This window comes from Phenylobacterium sp. (assembly GCF_035944335.1).
In the GTDB taxonomy this organism is placed as follows: Bacteria; Pseudomonadota; Alphaproteobacteria; order Caulobacterales; family Caulobacteraceae; genus Phenylobacterium.
The window spans coordinates 1-14,943 of the sequence record NZ_DASZBG010000012.1 but is presented as its reverse complement, the minus strand read 5'-3'; the positions used below and the strand labels follow the sequence as shown (position 1 = coordinate 14,943).

15 protein-coding genes, 1 pseudogene and 1 riboswitch are annotated in these 14,943 nt (G+C 71.1%); of the genes and pseudogenes, 11 read left to right on the top strand and 5 right to left on the bottom strand.

What is annotated here, in order from left to right; all coding sequences use genetic code 11:
* Positions 1-58 precede the first annotated feature (58 nt).
* Positions 59-1,735, top strand: a complete 1,677-nt coding sequence (locus VGT80_RS03010) for an MFS transporter (RefSeq protein ID WP_327452751.1) — start codon at positions 59-61, stop codon at positions 1,733-1,735.
* On the opposite strand, the gene VGT80_RS03005 is transcribed toward VGT80_RS03010, so the two are convergent.
* Positions 1,732-2,610 carry a bifunctional precorrin-2 dehydrogenase/sirohydrochlorin ferrochelatase gene (locus tag VGT80_RS03005; protein ID WP_327452749.1) on the bottom strand — a complete coding sequence of 293 codons (879 nt, stop codon included), beginning with the start codon at positions 2,608-2,610 and terminating at the stop codon, positions 1,732-1,734. The genes VGT80_RS03010 and VGT80_RS03005 overlap by 4 nt on opposite strands.
* A gap of 10 nt (positions 2,611-2,620) precedes the next feature.
* Positions 2,621-2,968, bottom strand: coding sequence for a c-type cytochrome (locus VGT80_RS03000; RefSeq protein ID WP_327452747.1), 348 nt, complete (start codon positions 2,966-2,968; stop codon positions 2,621-2,623).
* 130 nt (positions 2,969-3,098) lie between these two features.
* Here VGT80_RS03000 and VGT80_RS02995 point away from each other — a divergent pair, with 130 nt between their 5' ends.
* The 3 genes from VGT80_RS02995 to VGT80_RS02985 all read left to right on the top strand — a co-directional run bounded on the left by VGT80_RS02995 (position 3,099) and on the right by VGT80_RS02985 (position 6,411).
* A complete protein-coding gene (locus tag VGT80_RS02995) occupies positions 3,099-3,608 on the top strand; it encodes a (2Fe-2S)-binding protein (RefSeq protein ID WP_327452857.1) in 510 nt (169 codons plus the stop codon).
* Positions 3,609-3,622: 14 nt separating this feature from the next.
* Entirely contained in the window at positions 3,623-5,812 is a 2,190-nt protein-coding gene (locus VGT80_RS02990) for a xanthine dehydrogenase family protein molybdopterin-binding subunit (protein ID WP_327452745.1), read from the top strand.
* Positions 5,813-5,919: 107 nt separating this feature from the next.
* On the top strand, positions 5,920-6,411 hold the full coding sequence (locus tag VGT80_RS02985; protein WP_327452743.1) for a GFA family protein: 492 nt from the start codon (positions 5,920-5,922) through the stop codon (positions 6,409-6,411).
* An 8-nt stretch (positions 6,412-6,419) separates the two neighbouring features.
* Here VGT80_RS02985 and VGT80_RS02980 read toward each other — a convergent pair whose 3' ends face one another.
* The gene (locus VGT80_RS02980; RefSeq protein ID WP_327452741.1) at positions 6,420-7,022 is read right to left on the bottom strand and encodes a nucleotidyltransferase family protein; all 603 of its coding nucleotides are present in this window, start codon (positions 7,020-7,022) and stop codon (positions 6,420-6,422) included.
* 29 nt (positions 7,023-7,051) lie between these two features.
* On the opposite strand from VGT80_RS02980, the gene moaA reads away from it, so the two are divergent.
* The 6 genes from moaA to glp are packed head-to-tail and all read left to right on the top strand — an operon-like array spanning position 7,052 to position 10,994.
* Positions 7,052-8,080: a GTP 3',8-cyclase MoaA gene (gene moaA, locus VGT80_RS02975; protein WP_327452739.1), complete on the top strand. Its 1,029-nt coding sequence runs from the start codon at positions 7,052-7,054 to the stop codon at positions 8,078-8,080.
* Between the two features lie 3 nt (positions 8,081-8,083).
* The gene (locus tag VGT80_RS02970) at positions 8,084-8,326 is read left to right on the top strand and encodes a MoaD/ThiS family protein (RefSeq protein ID WP_327452738.1); all 243 of its coding nucleotides are present in this window, start codon (positions 8,084-8,086) and stop codon (positions 8,324-8,326) included.
* Complete coding sequence (locus VGT80_RS02965) at positions 8,323-8,775, top strand: molybdenum cofactor biosynthesis protein MoaE (RefSeq protein ID WP_327452736.1); 453 nt, start codon at positions 8,323-8,325, stop codon at positions 8,773-8,775. The genes VGT80_RS02970 and VGT80_RS02965 overlap by 4 nt, the downstream gene beginning before the upstream one ends.
* Positions 8,772-9,335 (top strand): molybdenum cofactor biosynthesis protein B, encoded by a 564-nt coding sequence (gene moaB, locus VGT80_RS02960; protein ID WP_327452734.1) that lies wholly within the window; start codon positions 8,772-8,774, stop codon positions 9,333-9,335. The genes VGT80_RS02965 and moaB overlap by 4 nt, the downstream gene beginning before the upstream one ends.
* A 4-nt stretch (positions 9,336-9,339) precedes the next feature.
* The gene (gene moaC, locus VGT80_RS02955; RefSeq protein ID WP_327452732.1) at positions 9,340-9,807 is read left to right on the top strand and encodes a cyclic pyranopterin monophosphate synthase MoaC; all 468 of its coding nucleotides are present in this window, start codon (positions 9,340-9,342) and stop codon (positions 9,805-9,807) included.
* Complete coding sequence (glp, locus tag VGT80_RS02950) at positions 9,804-10,994, top strand: gephyrin-like molybdotransferase Glp (protein WP_327452730.1); 1,191 nt, start codon at positions 9,804-9,806, stop codon at positions 10,992-10,994. Before moaC ends, glp begins: the two co-directional genes overlap by 4 nt.
* A gap of 23 nt (positions 10,995-11,017) precedes the next feature.
* Here the strand turns inward: glp and VGT80_RS02945 are convergent.
* A pseudogene (locus tag VGT80_RS02945) lies at positions 11,018-11,887 on the bottom strand (XdhC family protein); the annotation flags it as partial.
* A 137-nt stretch (positions 11,888-12,024) separates the two neighbouring features.
* Here VGT80_RS02945 and VGT80_RS02940 point away from each other — a divergent pair.
* Complete coding sequence (locus VGT80_RS02940; RefSeq protein ID WP_327452728.1) at positions 12,025-12,894, top strand: bifunctional regulator KidO; 870 nt, start codon at positions 12,025-12,027, stop codon at positions 12,892-12,894.
* Here the strand turns inward: VGT80_RS02940 and VGT80_RS02935 are convergent.
* On the bottom strand, positions 12,891-14,750 hold the full coding sequence (locus VGT80_RS02935; protein ID WP_327452726.1) for a TonB-dependent receptor plug domain-containing protein: 1,860 nt from the start codon (positions 14,748-14,750) through the stop codon (positions 12,891-12,893). The two genes, VGT80_RS02940 and VGT80_RS02935, sit on opposite strands and share 4 nt — an antisense overlap.
* Before the next feature lie 86 nt (positions 14,751-14,836).
* Positions 14,837-14,943: riboswitch (cobalamin riboswitch) on the bottom strand. This riboswitch is flagged as partial in the annotation.

Below are 14,943 nucleotides of genomic sequence, written 5' to 3'. Positions count from 1 at the left end.
CCAACCGCTTGCGAGCCAGTGTTAGAGCTTCTCCCGAAGCGTTCGGGAGGGTTTGCGCATGGCGGAGTTGGCGGTGGAGGGCATTGCGACGCCCGTGAAGGCCACATCGCTGAAGACCGTCGTCGCGGCCTCGGCCGCCGGCACCACCTTCGAATGGTACGATTTCTTCGTCTTCGGCAGCCTGACCCAGGTCATCTCCAAGACCTTCTTCTCGGGCCTGCCGGAGACCGCCGGCTATGTCGCGGCGCTGGCGCTGTTCGGCGCCGGCTTCCTGTTCCGCCCGATCGGGGCGCTGGTGTTCGGCCGGGTCGGCGACCGGCTCGGGCGCAAGGGAGCCTTCCTGGTCACGGTGACCCTGATGGGCGGCGCGACCTTCCTGATCGGCGTGCTGCCGTCCTATGCCAGCGTCGGCATCCTGTCTCCGGCGCTGCTGGTGCTGATGCGCATCGTCCAGGGCTTCGCCTTGGGCGGCGAGTATGGCGGGGCGGCGATCTATGTGGCGGAGCACGCGGCCACAGGCGCCCGCGGGCGGTCCACCGGCTGGGTGCAGACCTCGGCGGCCTTCGGCCTTTTCGCGGCCCTGCTGGTGATCCTCGTCAGCCGCCTCGTGCTGGGCAGGCTGTTCGGGCCCGCGGCGTTCGACGCCTGGGGGTGGCGCATCCCGTTCCTGGTGTCCGCGGGGCTGCTCGCCATCTCCATCTACATGCGCCTGAAGCTCTCGGAGAGCCCGGAATTCGCGCGGATGAAGGCGCGCGGCGAAGGCTCGCAGCGACCGTTCGCCGAGAGTTTCGGCCAGTGGCCCAACCTGAAGATCGTGATCCTGTCGCTGGTGGCGATCATGAGCGCCCAGGGCGCCGTCTGGTACACCGCCTTCTTCTACGTCCAGACCTTCATGGAGAAGTTCCTGAAGGTCGAGCCGGCCACCATCAACACCCTGATGATGGCCGCCGCCGCGGTCAGCGCCATCGGCTATGTGCTGTTCGGCTGGCTCTCCGACAAGATCGGCCGCAAGCCGGTGATGCTGTTCGGCATGACCCTGATGCTGGTCGCCTATTTCCCGGGCTTCCACGGCCTGGCGCGAACCCTCAACCCGGCGCTCGCCGAGGCGCAGGCCGCGACGCCGGTGAGCGTGGTCGCCGATCCGGCCGACTGTTCGCTGCAGTTCGATCCCATCGGCAAGGCGAGCTTCACCTCCTCCTGCGACATCGCCAAGAGCGCGCTGGCCAACGCCGGCGTCAGCTACGAGAACGTCGCCGCCCCGGCCGGCTTCCCGGCCCAGGTGCGGGTGGGCCTGATCACCATCCCCTCGGCGGACGCCCGTGGGCTGCCGAAGGACGTGGCCAAGGCGGTGAAGATCACCGTCGAGGGCAAGATCAAACAGGCCCTGGCGCATGGCGGCTATCCGGCCAAGGCGGACCCCGCGCGGATGAACCTGGCCGGCGCGTTCGGGGTGCTGATGGTCTTCGTGATCGCCGCCACGGCGCTCTACGGCCCGATCGCGGCGTGCCTGGTGGAGCTGTTCCCGACCCGCATCCGCTACACGGCCATGTCGCTGCCCTACAACATCGGCACGGGCTGGATCGGCGGCTTCGTGCCGTTCACGGCCTTCGCCATCGTGGCGGCGGTGGGCAACATCTATTCGGGGCTCTGGTACCCGTTCGCCTTCACGGCGCTCTCGGTGGTGACCTGCCTCCTGCTGCTGCCGGAGACCAGGGGCCGGCCGCTGGACCGCTAGATCGCGACCACCTCCACGCCGAGTTCGGCAAGCCCGCGCAGTTCCGCCGGCGCCGGCGGGCCGGCGGTGACGCGCACCACGTGCAGGCCGCGAAGCGTCAGGTTTGACAGCTGCTCCGGGGTCGCCTGGTCTGGGGCCAGCCGCTCGGCGTCGCGCCGCGCCAGGGCCAACACCTGCGCATCCGCGCCCGTGTCGGCCGCCAGCACATCGGCGGCGGCCAACGCCCGGCAGGCGGCGAGCGTCAGGCGCTCCGCCGGTCCCGAGCCCAGCACGAAGCTCACCATCCCTTGCGGAGCGAGGCCGTTTGCCAAGGCCTCGCGCAGCTGGGTCTTGGCCTCCTCCATGTCGCCGGCCAAGGCGGCCTGGGCGGCGGGGCCGGTCAGGGCGGCGCGCAAGAAGGCCCGGCGCACATGCGGCTCGGGCAGGGCCTTGCGGACCTCGTCCTGCAGGCTGCGGAACAGGGCCGCCACCCGGCCCGCGCCTTCGGGCACGCGGGCCTCGATGTCTTGCCTGAGCAGGGCGGCCAGCATCGGCGAGGCGCCGCCGGTGCCGACCGCCGCCACCACCTCGCCCCGGTCGATCACCGCCGGCGTGATGAAATCGCAGAGCGCCGGCCGGTCGACCACATTGACTGGCACATGGGCGGCCTTGGCCGCCTGGGCCGCGCGGTTCGCGAAGTCGTCGTCGTCCGAGGCGACGAACGCCAGGGCCGCGCCGACATAGGCCTTGGGCGAGAGCGCCGCCTGGCCCGCCAGGCGGATCACCCGGGCGGGGGAGCCGTCGAACAGCCTGAGCTTCGCCTCCGCCGCCGGTCCCTCGCCCGCCACCACGATGGTGCGGCCGGCGAGTGGGAAGAAGGCGGGGAAGGCGTCCATGGGCTCCGGGTTATTTCAGCGTATGCAGGTAGGCGACGATCGCCGCCCGCGCGTCGTCGGCCGGCACGGGCGCCTGCATCCGGGCGCCCGGCGCAAACGCCATCGGAGCCTTCAGGAAGGCGTCCAGGTTGGCGTCCGTCCAGGCGCCCTCCTTGGCTTTCAGCGCCGGCGAATAGGTGAAGTCGGGCCGCGCGGCGATCTTCGCGCCGGCCACGCCGGTGAGCGCCGGGCCGAGCGGTGTCGAAGCGGCCTGGTGGCACATCTTGCACCGCATGTTGAAGAGCGCCCCGCCGTCCTGGGCGAGCGCCGGGCCGGCGGCGAGGCTGAAGGCCGCGGCGGCGAGGGCGTAGCCAAGCATGGTGTCTCCCGGGATCGCTGCGTCGCTGCGTAACTAGCGGCTTCGGCGGCGTGGCGGCAACCGTGGCGGCATTTACGCTCGAGTCTGAACGGCGTTAGGATGATCGATGGCTGGTTCGGAAGGGGTTCGCATGGCGACGCTGCAGATCAATGGAAAGCCGGTGAGCGTCGCGGCCGCGCCGGACACCCCCCTGCTCTGGGTGCTGCGCGACGAGCTCGGCATGACCGGCTCGAAGTATGGCTGCGGGGTCGGCCAGTGCGGGGCCTGCACCGTGCTCGCCGACGGCCAGCCGATTCGCGCCTGCTCGACCCCGATCTCGGTGCTCGGGACCGCCAAGATCACCACCATCGAGGGACTGGGCGGGACGCACCCGGTGCAGGTCGCCTGGGTCAAGCACGACGTGCCGCAGTGCGGCTACTGCCAGTCCGGCCAGATCATGAGCGCCGTCGCCCTGCTGGCCACCAAGCCGAAGCCGTCCGACGACGAGATCAGCGGGGCCATGGACGGCAACATCTGCCGCTGCGGCACCTACCAGCGCATCCGCGCGGCCATCAAGGACGCCGCCGGCCTGCCGCAGGTGGCCGCAAACGCGCCGCCGCTCGACGTCCCGCCGGCGCCGGCCGCCGCGGCGACGAACTGAGAGGGGATGGGATCATGAACAAGCCTCTGAACCGCCTCGCCTCCACCGGCGCCACCCGCCGCGAGGCCCTGGTGATCGGCGCAACGCTGACCGGCGGCGCCCTGGTGGTCGGCTGCTCGCCGGCCGATATCCTCGCGCTGGGCGCGCCGCACGATTTCGGCGCCTTCGGGCCGTTCGTGAAGGTCGCGCCCGATGGGATCGTCACCGTGGTGTCGAAGCACATCGAGTTCGGCCAGGGCAACCACGCGGGCCTGGCGGCGATCGTCGCCGAGGAACTGGACGCCGACTGGGACAAGGTGAAGGTCGAGTTCGCGCCGGCCAACGCCAAGGTCTATTCCAACTCGCTGATGGGCGTGCAGGGGACCGGCGGCTCCTCCGCCATCGCCAACTCCTGGGCCCAGCTGCGCACGGCCGGCGCGGCGACGCGGGCCATGTTCGTACAGGCCGCGGCGACCCGGTGGAACGCCCCGGCCGGCCAGATCACCGTCGCCAATGGCGTCGTCACCCACGCCGGCAGTGGCAAGCAGGCGCGCTTCGGCGACCTGGTGGCCGACGCGGCCAAGGTGAAACCGCCGCAGACGCCTGTGTTGAAGGACCCCAAGAGCTTCACCCTGATCGGCACGGACAAGGTCCGGCGCAAGGACAGCGTTCTGAAGAGCACGGGCACGGCGCCCTACACCCAGGACGTCCACCTGCCGAATATGCTGACCGCGATGGTCGCCCACCCGCCGAAGTTCGGCGCGACCGTGGCCTCGGTGGACGACGCGGCCGCGCGCAAGGTCGCCGGCGTGGTCGATGTGTTCCAGGTTCCGAACGGCGTGGCCGTGGTGGCGAACAACACCTGGGCCGCCCGCCAGGGCCGCGATGCGTTGAAGGTGAAGTGGGACTTCGCCAAGGCCGAGAAACGCTCGACCGACCAGATCCGCAAGAGCTACGCCGACCTCGCCGCCGGCAAGATCCAGCCGCAGGACAAGGCCGCCTGGCAGGCCTTCGACGCCAGAGGCGGGGCTCAGGCGTCCGGGGGAACGGCCGCCATCGAGACCACCTACGACTTCCCTTATCTCGCGCATGCGGCCATGGAGCCGCTGAACTGCGTGGCCATCGTCAAGGGTCAGAGCTGCAAGCTGATACACGGCTCGCAGTCGCCGACGCTCGATCAGCTCAACGCCGCCAAGGTCGTCGGCAACCTGCCGGGCAATATCGAGGTCGAGACCCTCTACGCCGGCGGCTCGTTCGGGCGGCGGACCAACTTCCAGTCCGACTACGTGGCCGAGGCCGTTCACATCGCCAAGCACGTCGGCGGCGGTCGCCCGGTGAAGCTGGTCTGGACCCGCGAGGACGACATGCGCGCCGGCTACTACCGGCCGATGGTGCACCATGCGGTGCGGATCACCACCGACGCCGACGGGATGCCCGCCGCCTGGCGCCACCGCATCGTCAGCCAGTCCATCATGAAGGGCTCGCCCATGGGCACGCCGAAGATCGACGACACCTCCGTCGAGGGCGCCAAGGGATCGCCCTACCTCAAGGCGACGCCGGTGGTCGACGGGCAGGTGATCAATGCCGAGGTCGGCGTACCGGTGCTGTGGTGGCGCTCGGTGGGGGCGACCCACACCGCCTTCGTCATGGAGCACACCATCGACCAGCTGGCGAAGAAGGCCGGCAAGGACCCGGTGGAGTACCGCCGTGCGCTCTACGCCAAGGCCGGCGCCAACCGGCACCTGGCGGTGTTGAACCTGGCCGCGGAGAAGGCGGGTTGGGGCAGTCCGGCGCCCGCCGGCTGGACCCGCGGCGTCGCAGTGCATGAGAGCTTCGGCTCAGTCGTGGCCCAGGTGGCCGAGGTCAAGCTGGAGAACGGCGTGCCCAAGGTGGGCCGCGTGGTCACCGCCATCGACTGCGGCACGGTCATCGCGCCGGACCAGGTGAAGGCGCAGATGGAGGGCGGCACCTGCCTCGGCCTCTCGGCGGCGCTCTACGGCAAGATCGAGCTCAAGGACGGCGAGGTGCAGCAGGCCAACTTCGACGGCTATCGCGTGCTGCGCAATTCCGAGGCGCCGACGGTGGAGACCTATTTCGTCGCGTCGGCCAATCCGCCCAGCGGGGTGGGCGAACCGGGCACGCCGGTGATCGCGCCCGCCGTCGCCAACGCCTTGCTGGCCATGGGGCAGCCCGCGACCACCAGCCTGCCGTTCGTGAAGACCTGAGCGCACAGGGTCCGTGCGATTTAATCGCCCCGCGCAGCCGGCGAAGGCTGTTATGCGAGGGCGAGCGGGGATCGGAGGCTGTCCTGTCGAGCACGACGCAACGATGGATGGCGGCCTGCACCTGCGGCCAGGTTCGTCTGGAGCTCGCCGGGCCGCCGATCCTCTGCGGCGTCTGCTATTGCGACGATTGCCAGGCCGCCGCGGGCAAGCTTGAGGCGGACGGCGCATCGGGCGAGTTCCACGACGCCTGGGGTGGGACCCCCTATGTCACCGTCCGCGACGATCGCCTGGTGGTGGCGCAGGGCGCGGACCGCCTGACGGGCGTCAAGCTTCGCGACGGCGCGCCGACCACCCGGTTCATCGCCACCTGCTGCAACTGCCCGGTCTATCTCAAGTACCGCCCGGGCTGGTGGGCCTCGGTCTATCGCGCGCGCCTTGGGCCGGACGCCCCACCCAACGAGATGCGCTCGCAGACGCGCTACGCGCGGGAGACCGATCGCCTGCCCCACGACGTTCCGGCCTATCGCGGCATCCCGCTGCGGCTGTTCGCCCGCCTGCTCGGGGCGCGAATGGCGATGTGGCTAAGGCCAGGGCCCTGACGAGGGGGCTAGCGGGCCGGAAGGTCGCCCGGCTCGTCCACGTCGAACAGCACCCCGGCGTCGGGGGCTTCGACCCGCGCCAGGCGATCCCCCAATCCCTGCAGCACCGCGCGCGCACCGGCGTCACCGGTCACGTGGAGGAGTTCGGGAAAGAGCTCGCGGCCGAGCAGCACGGGGTTGCCCCGGCGGCCTTCGAACATCGGGGCGGCGGCCGCGGCGCCGGTCGCCAGCGCCTCGGCGAGCGGCTGCAGAACCCCATGGGGCACGCGCGGCATGTCGCCCAGGAAGACGAAGGCGCCCGCCGCATCGGTCGGCAGGCTGGCGATGGCGGTGCGGAGCGACGCGCCCATGCCTTCGGCGTGATCGGCCGCGTGGACGACGCGGACCCGGGGATCGTAAGCCCGCGCGGCGACCGCCATGGCCTCGGCGTCGGACCCGGTCACCACCGTCACCGAACGCGCGGGCGCGGCGAAGGCGGCGGCGAGCGCGGCGTCCAGCAGGACCCCGTCGCCCCAGGGCGCCAGCAGCTTGCGGCCCCCGAACCGGGAGCCGGATCCGGCGGCCAGGACAACGGCCTCCAGGGTTTCGATGCGGGCCGCCCCTGTCGCCAAGCCCTGATCCTCTCTATGTTTGCCCCGGCATGACGCCCTACGACGACACATCTTCGCAAGGCCAGCCCGCGCTGGTGGACGGTTTCGGCCGCACGGTGACCTATCTGCGGGTCTCCGTCACCGACCGCTGCGACCTGCGCTGCGTCTACTGCATGGCCGAGCACATGGTCTTCCTGCCGAAGGCGCAGGTGCTGACGCTGGAGGAGCTGGATCGCATCGCCTCGGCCTTCGTGGCCTTGGGTGTCCGCAAGCTGCGCATCACCGGTGGCGAGCCCCTGGTCCGCAAGGGCGTCATGGGCCTCTTCCAGAACCTCGGCCGTCACCTGAAGACCGGCGCCCTCGACGAGTTGACCCTGACCACCAATGGCACGCAGCTGGCCGCCTTCGCCCAGGCGCTGGCCGATCTGGGCGTCGAGCGGATCAATGTCTCGCTCGACACGCTCAACCCCGACCTGTTCCGGGCGATCACCCGCGGCGGCGACCTTGCCAGGGTGATCGGCGGGATCGACGCCGCCCAGACCGCGGGCCTGAGGGTCAAGATCAACGCCGTGGCCCTGAAGGACGGCAACGCCGCTGAACTGCCCGAGCTGATCCGCTGGGCCCACGGGCGCGGCCTCGAGGTCACCCTGATCGAGACCATGCCCATGGGCGAGGTCGACGTGGACCGCACCGACGAATACCTCTCGCTGACCGAGTTGCGGGGCGACCTCGAAAGCTTCTGGACGCTCACCGATCTCGACGTCACCACCGGCGGCCCGGCGCGCTATGTGGAGGTCAAGGAGACCGGCGGACGGCTCGGCTTCATCACCCCGCTCAGCCACAATTTCTGCGAGGCCTGCAACCGGGTGCGGCTGACCTGCACCGGGACGCTGCACACATGCCTGGGCCGCGAGGACGCCTGCGACTTGCGCGCGGTGATCCGGGGCGGGGCCTCCGACGCCGACCTGGTGACGGCGATCCGCGGCGCCGTCGACGCCAAGCCCAAGGGCCATGACTTCAAGATCGCGCGGTCGGCGGGACCCGCCGTGGCGCGGCACATGTCCACCACGGGCGGCTGAGCCATGGCGCGTGTGCTGCTGTTCGGCCCCTTGCGCGACCTCGCCGGCTGGCGCGAACGCGAGGGCGTCGAGGCGGCCTCGATCAGCGCGCTCAAGGCCCTGCTCACGAAGGAAGACGCTCGCCTCGGCGCCGCGCTCTGCGGACCCGGCGTCCAGGTGGCGCTCGACCAGGCCATCGTGCGCGGCGACCGCGAACTGAGCCCCGGGGCCGAGGTGGCCTTCCTGCCGCCGATGAGCGGTGGATGATCGCCCTGTCCGAAATCCCCTTCGATCCCGGCGCCCTGCTCTCGGAGTTCGCCAAGGGCCACAGCGAAGTGGGCGCCATCGCCACCTTCACCGGCATCGCCCGCGCCGAGGCCGGCGAGACCGTCATCCTCGAACTGGAGGCCTATCCCGGCTTCACCGAGGGCGAGATCGGCAAGATCGCCGAGGCGGCCCGTGAGCGCTTCGGCCTCGACGACCTGATGATCCGCCACCGGGTCGGCAAGATCGCGCCGGGCGAGCCTATCGTCTTCGTGGCCACCGCCGCCAAGCACCGCCGCGCAGCCTTCGAGGCCTGCGACTTCCTGATGGACTACTTGAAGTCCCGCGCGCCCTTCTGGAAGAAGGCGCACGGACCCGACGGCGCGCGCTGGATCGAGCCGCGCGCCGAAGACCACGTCGACATCGCCCGTTGGGAGGAAAAAGCCCCATGAACGCAGCAACTCCCGCTTCTGGGCTGCAGCCCGGCGGCCGCATCAACGAGGCCCTGCCGATCAAGCCGGTGAAGATCGCGGTGCTGACCATCTCGGACACCCGCGACGAGGAGAGCGACACCTCCGGCCACGTGCTGGCGGGCCGCGTCACCGAGGCGGGCCATCAGCTCGCCGCCAAGGCCATCGTGCCCGACGATGTCGAGGCGATCCGCAGGCAGGTGCTGGCCTGGGTCGGGGCCGGCGTCGAGGCCATCGTCACCACCGGCGGCACCGGCATCACCGGCCGCGACGTGACGCCGGAGGCCATACGGCCGCTGTTCGACAAGGAGATCGATGGCTTCTCGGTGATCTTCCACCTGGTCAGCTATCAGTCAGTGGGGCTCTCGACCCTGCAGTCCCGGGCGCTGGCCGGCATCGTGAAGGGCTGCTTCGTCTTCTGCCTGCCGGGCTCCAACGGGGCGGTGAAGGACGGCTGGGACAAGGTGATCTCAGCCCAGCTCGACAGCCGCCATGGGCCCTGCAACATGGTCGAGCTGATGCCTAGGCTGATGGAGACCTAGCCGAGTGGCCAAGCTCACCCACATGGACGAGACCGGTCGCGCCCGCATGGTCGACGTCTCGGACAAGGCGTCCACGGCGCGCGAAGCCGTCGCCGAGGGTTTCGTGCGGATGAGCGGGCAGACCCTGGCGCTCGCCTTGTCCGGGCAGGGCCGAAAGGGCGACGTGCGCGCGGTCGCCGAGGTCGCCGGGGTGATGGCGGCGAAAAAGACCTCCGAGCTGATCCCCATGTGCCACCCCCTGGCCATCACCAAGGCCGAGGTGCGGATCGAACCGGTCGACGATGGCCTGATGGTCACCGCGCGGGTCAAGACGACCGGCCAGACGGGTGTGGAGATGGAGGCGCTGACCGCCGTCTCGGTCGCCTGCCTGACGCTCTACGACATGCTGAAGGCGGCCGAAAAAGGCATGGTCATCGAGACCGTGCGGCTGACTTCCAAGACCGGCGGCAAGTCCGGCGCCTGGCGGGCATGAAGCTCCTCTCCGTCGACGACGCGCGGGCCCGCATGCTGGCGGAGATCGCCGCCCTGCCGACCGAGCGGGTGGCGCTGGCGCAGAGCCTCGGTCGGGTGCTGGCCGAGGAGGTCCGCGCGGTGCGCGACCAGCCGCCATTCCCGGCCTCGGCCATGGACGGCTGGGCGGTGCGGGCCGCCGACGCGCCCGGGCGACTGAAGATCGTCGGCGAGAGCGCCGCGGGTCATGGCTACGCCGGAAAAGTCGGCGCTGGCGAGGCGGCGCGGATCTTCACCGGCGCGGCGGTCCCCGAGGGCTGCGACGCGGTGGTGATCCAGGAGGATGCGACGCGCGACGGCGACGATGTCACGGTCCCCGAGGTCGAGGCCGGCAACCACGTCCGCCCCGCCGGCGGCGACTTCAAACAGGACCAGATCCTCCTGGAGCCGGGCGCGCGGATCGATCCCTGGCGGCTGTCGCTGGCCGCCTCCGCGGGTCGCGCGCAAATCGAGGTCCATCGCCGGCCGCGGGTGGCGCTGCTGTCCACCGGCGAGGAGATCGTCGAGGCGCCCGCGACGCCCGGGCGCTTTCAAATCTATGATTCAGGGGCTCCGGCACTGGCCGCCATGGTCGCCGGCTGGGGAGCCGACGTCACCCGCGCCAAGCCGATCCGCGACCAGCTCGAGGCGGTGATCGAAGCGATGCGCTCGGCCGACGCCGACCTGATCGTCACGGTGGGCGGAGCCTCGGTGGGGGACCACGACCTGGTGCGCGCCGCGGCGCAGGCGCTGAGGATGTCCTACCGCGTCGAGAGCGTGGCGGTCCGCCCGGGCAAGCCGACCTTCTTCGGGGTGCTCGGCGATGGGCGGCGGCTGCTGGGCCTGCCGGGCAATCCGGCTTCGGCCTTCGTTTGCGCCGAGATGTTCCTGCACCCGATCCTCAACGCCTATCAGGGCGCTTCGCCGGAGCCGGTCACGATTTCTGCGAAGCTCGCGCACGACCTGCCAGCCAATGGCCCGCGGGAGCACTGGATGCGGGCCAAGCTCGGCTATGCCCGCGGCGAGGTCTCCGTGCGCCCCTACCGAGATCAGGACTCGTCGCTGGTCAGCGTCTTCGCGGCTTCGGACGCGTTGCTGAGGCGATTGGCCGGAGCGCCGGCCGCCGCCGCCGGCGAGGTCGTCGAGGTCCTCCCGCTGGCCCGCGCATAGCGCAGCGCCATGATCTCGCCGATCACCGAGACGGCGACTTCCCAAGGCGCCTTGCCGCCGATGTCGAGGCCGATCGGGGCATGCAGCCGGGCGATGGCGGCCTCGGCCATCCCCTCGGCCTTCAGCTCGGCCAGTCGGCCCATCAGCCGGCGCCGCGCGCCCAACAATCCGACGTAGCCCGCCCGCGACGGCAGGGCGGCCTGCAGCGCCGCGTGGTCGGTCTCGATGTCGTGGGTGGCGATGGCGATGGCCGTCCAGGGATCGACGTCCAGCGCCGCCAGCGCCTGTCCGACCTCGTCGCGCCGATAGGCGAGGCCGGCGATCGGCGGCGGGGTCTCGGGACCCTTCGGCCGGAGCAGGGTGGTCTCGAACTCCGCCTGGGCGCCTAACTGGGCGATGGCCAGCGCCGTCGGATCGCCGCCCACCACCACCAGCCGCTGCACCGGATCGTAGGCCTTGTCGACGGCGGCCTCCGGCCAGGGCGACAGGTCAGGGGCGCAGGCGCGCGTGTAGCCGTCGCTGACATAGACCACTGGGCGCCGTTCGATCTCCGCGGCCAGCAGGTCCCTCAACGCCGCATCGTCGGCCGGCACGCGCTCCACGAAGATCTCGATGCGGGCGCCGCAGAGCAGGCGGATGTCGGGCCAAGGGCTGCCTTCGCCATAGACGAGGGTGCGTGGGCTCCCGTCCGCCAGGCATCCGAAGGCGTGGTCGGCGATGTCGCTCTCCACGCAGCCGCCGGAGAAATAGCCGGCGACGATCCCCTCGGCGAAGACCATCTGGGTTCCCGCCGGCCGCGGCCCCCCGCCCTCGACGCTGATCAGGGTGGCGAGCGCGCAGGCCTGGCCGGCGTCGCGGGCTCGCCGCAGCGCCGGGCGCACGTCCTCGGCCATTCCAAACAGCGGCCATTCGGGGAGCGGCGCTCGCGGCTTCAAGATTTAATCACCGGTTCAGGTCCTGGATACGGGTTCTTAGGCATCTTGCGCCCAAGATGGCGGCTCATAGGAAGCTTACCAAGCTCAAGCCCGTCATGACGTCACCGATTGCGAAGCTGGGCCTCGGCTCCGGCCAGTTCAGCCTCGACCAGCCGTCGAGCGCCCGCGGCCGCCCGCGGGACGCCGAGGCGCGCGACATCCTGTCGATCGCGGCGCGCGCCGGCGTGAGCGTGCTGGAAGTCGGCCGCCATTCGCAGGGTGTTGAGCTGACCATGGGCCAGCTGATCCCCAAGCCGAACCCATTTCGCCTGACCGTCACGACGGTGCGCCCCGATCGCGGCGCCGATTTCGCCGAGGCCGAGGTGCGCGCCCAGATCGCCCGCCTGGGCGTCGACGCGGTTGACGCCATCTTCGCCCCCTCGGCCACCGACATGCTGAGCCCCGGCGGACCGGCGCTCTGGGACCGGCTGCGGGCGCTGAAGGCCCAGGGGCTGTGCCGCAAGATCGGCGTCTCGGTCTATGCCTCCGACGATCCGGTGGGCCTGTCGCGCCGCTTCAAGCCCGACGTGGTCCAGGCGCCGGCCTCGCTGCTGGACCAGCGCCTGCTGCTCGACGGGTCGCTCGCCGAGCTGGCCTCGATGGGCGTCGAGGTGCACCTGCGCTCGATCTTCCTGAACGGCGTGCTGTTCCTGCCGCCCGACCGCGCGCCCAGCCACCTGAAGGCCGCGGCCGGCCGCATCTCCCGCGCCCGCCGGCTGATCGCCGAGGGCCGTTCCGATCCGCTGCAGGCGGCGCTGGGCTTCGCCCTGTCGCGGCCCGAAGCGTCCGCCGTGCTGGTCGACGTGGCCTCCGCCGCCGAGATGAGCGCCGTCATCGCGGCCGCGGCCAGCCCGCCCCCGGACCTCGACTGGGACGAGATGGCGCTCGACGACCCGACGGCGCTCGACACCTGGGCCGCGGCTTAGTCCCTGAGCTGCAGGCCCACGTACACGGCCCGCCGGCTCTCGTTGAAGCCGAAGCTCTCCTCGTAGCGCTTGTCGGTGAGGTTCTCGAGGCGGGTGGTGAGCCTGATCTGGTCGTTGAGCCGGTATGAGCCCGCCAGGTCCGCCACCGCGAAGCCCGGCCGCCGGACGGGTGAGAAGCCGTCGCGCGCCACGTCGGCCTGCTCGGACTCGGCCCGCACGGTGAAGGCCGCCCCCCAGGGCCCCGCGTTCCAGAACAGGCTGGCCGCGCCGGAATCCTTCGGTACGCGCAGCAGTTCCTTCCCGGTCGTCGCGTCGGTGGCGTCGGTCCGCGCATAGGCGAGCTTCAGACGAAGCGTCTCCGTGAGCCTGGCGTCCGCCTCGGCCTCCAAGCCCGTCGATCGGGTCTGGGCGATATTGATGTAGCGCAGGGCGACGTAGGCGATCTGGTCGCGGACCTGGAGCTTGTAGCCGGTGAGCGCGGCCGACAGCCGCCCGTCGCCGGAGGCCCAGCCGAGGCGCAGGTCGTAGCCCTCGGCCCGTTCGGGCCTCAGCGGGACCGGTGGGGCGAAGCAGAAGTCGCATATGACTTCGCTGATCGAGGGGACCTTGAAGCCCTGGCCGGCCGAGGCGGTGACGGTGAAGCCTTCCCCTACGTCAACCGCGGCGGAGAGGCGGCCGGTGGTGCGGCTCTGGAAACGGTCGGGATCGTCGAAGCGCAGGCTGCCGGTCAGGGTCAGGGGCTTCAGGGGCGAGAGGCGGCCGACCACGAAGGCCGAGGCCGTCGAGAGGTCCGCCTGGCCGCGGCCGGAGAGGTCGGCGCGGGCGTCGGCGCGTTCTGCCCCCACCACCACAGCCCGGGCGTCGGCCGGGCCGCCGTATTCCGCGGTCCAGCGCCAGACCCTGCGCTCGGCCCGGTTGTCCGCCGGGAAGCTGGACTGTTCGCCGAGCCAGAAGTGGTAGTCCGAGAGGCTGAAGGTCTGCTTCCAGCCGTAGGCGTCGACGAGGGCGCGCAGGTCCCCCTGCCAGGTGCGGATGCGGTCCACGTCGGGCGTGTCGGCGAGCGTAAAGTTGGGCGGCGGGAAACCGTCGATGGCGATGCGGCTGTAGGAATAGCGGCCCCGCGCCTCGAGCTGCAGCCCGTCGGTCAGCCGCAGCCGGCCGGAGAGGTTGGCCGTCAACGTCCTGTAGGGGTCCTTCTCGGTCCCGGTGTCGGCCTTGGAGACGCCGTCGGTCTCAAGGCCCGCGACGGTGGCGGTCACCGCGTAGCGGTCGTCGGCCACGCCGGCGCCCACGAAGCCGCGCGCCGTGCCATAGGTCCCGCCCTCGGCGGCGACCTCGACGCCCTTGATCTCGCGCGTGGTGATCGAGACCACCCCGCCGATCGCATCGGAGCCCCACAGCGAGCCCTGCGGCCCGTTCAGCACCTCGATCCGTTCGATGTCGGCGGTCTGCAGGGAGGAGGGATCGAAGGTCCCGTTGGGTTCGCTGGCGTTGCCCACCGGCACCCCGTCGATCAAGACCAGGGTCTTGTCGGGCGAGGCGCCGCGGATGCGGATCGCCGCCAGCCCCCCGAAGCCGCCGTTGCGGGTGACGCCGACGCCCGGGATGGTCGCCAGCACGTCCTCCAGAAACGGCGCCTGCCGCGCGTCGAGCTCATCGCGCTCGACGACGTGGGCGCCGGTGACCAGGTCGAGCCGGCTCGGCAGGCGGGTGGCGGTGATCACCAGCTCGCCGACGGGGGTGGCGCCGGGTGTCGGGGGCGCCGCCTGGGCGAGCGCGCAGGCGGGGAGAAGGGCGGCCCCCAAGGCAGGCAGGGCCGCCGTGGAAAACAGGATGGAAATCAGGTGATTACGCATGGTCGTTCAGCCTCCGTCTTCATGGAGTCGCTGCGACTGGAAGGGGATGAAGCCTTCCTGCGCCGATGGTCTGGACCCGGACCCCGGACGAGCGACGGAAGACGGCAGGTCTCCTGGCTCACGGGTCAACGGTCAGCGGCCTCGCCTTCCCGGTGGCCCTAAGGCCTCCCAGTGGCGCCCTCCTTCGCTCCAA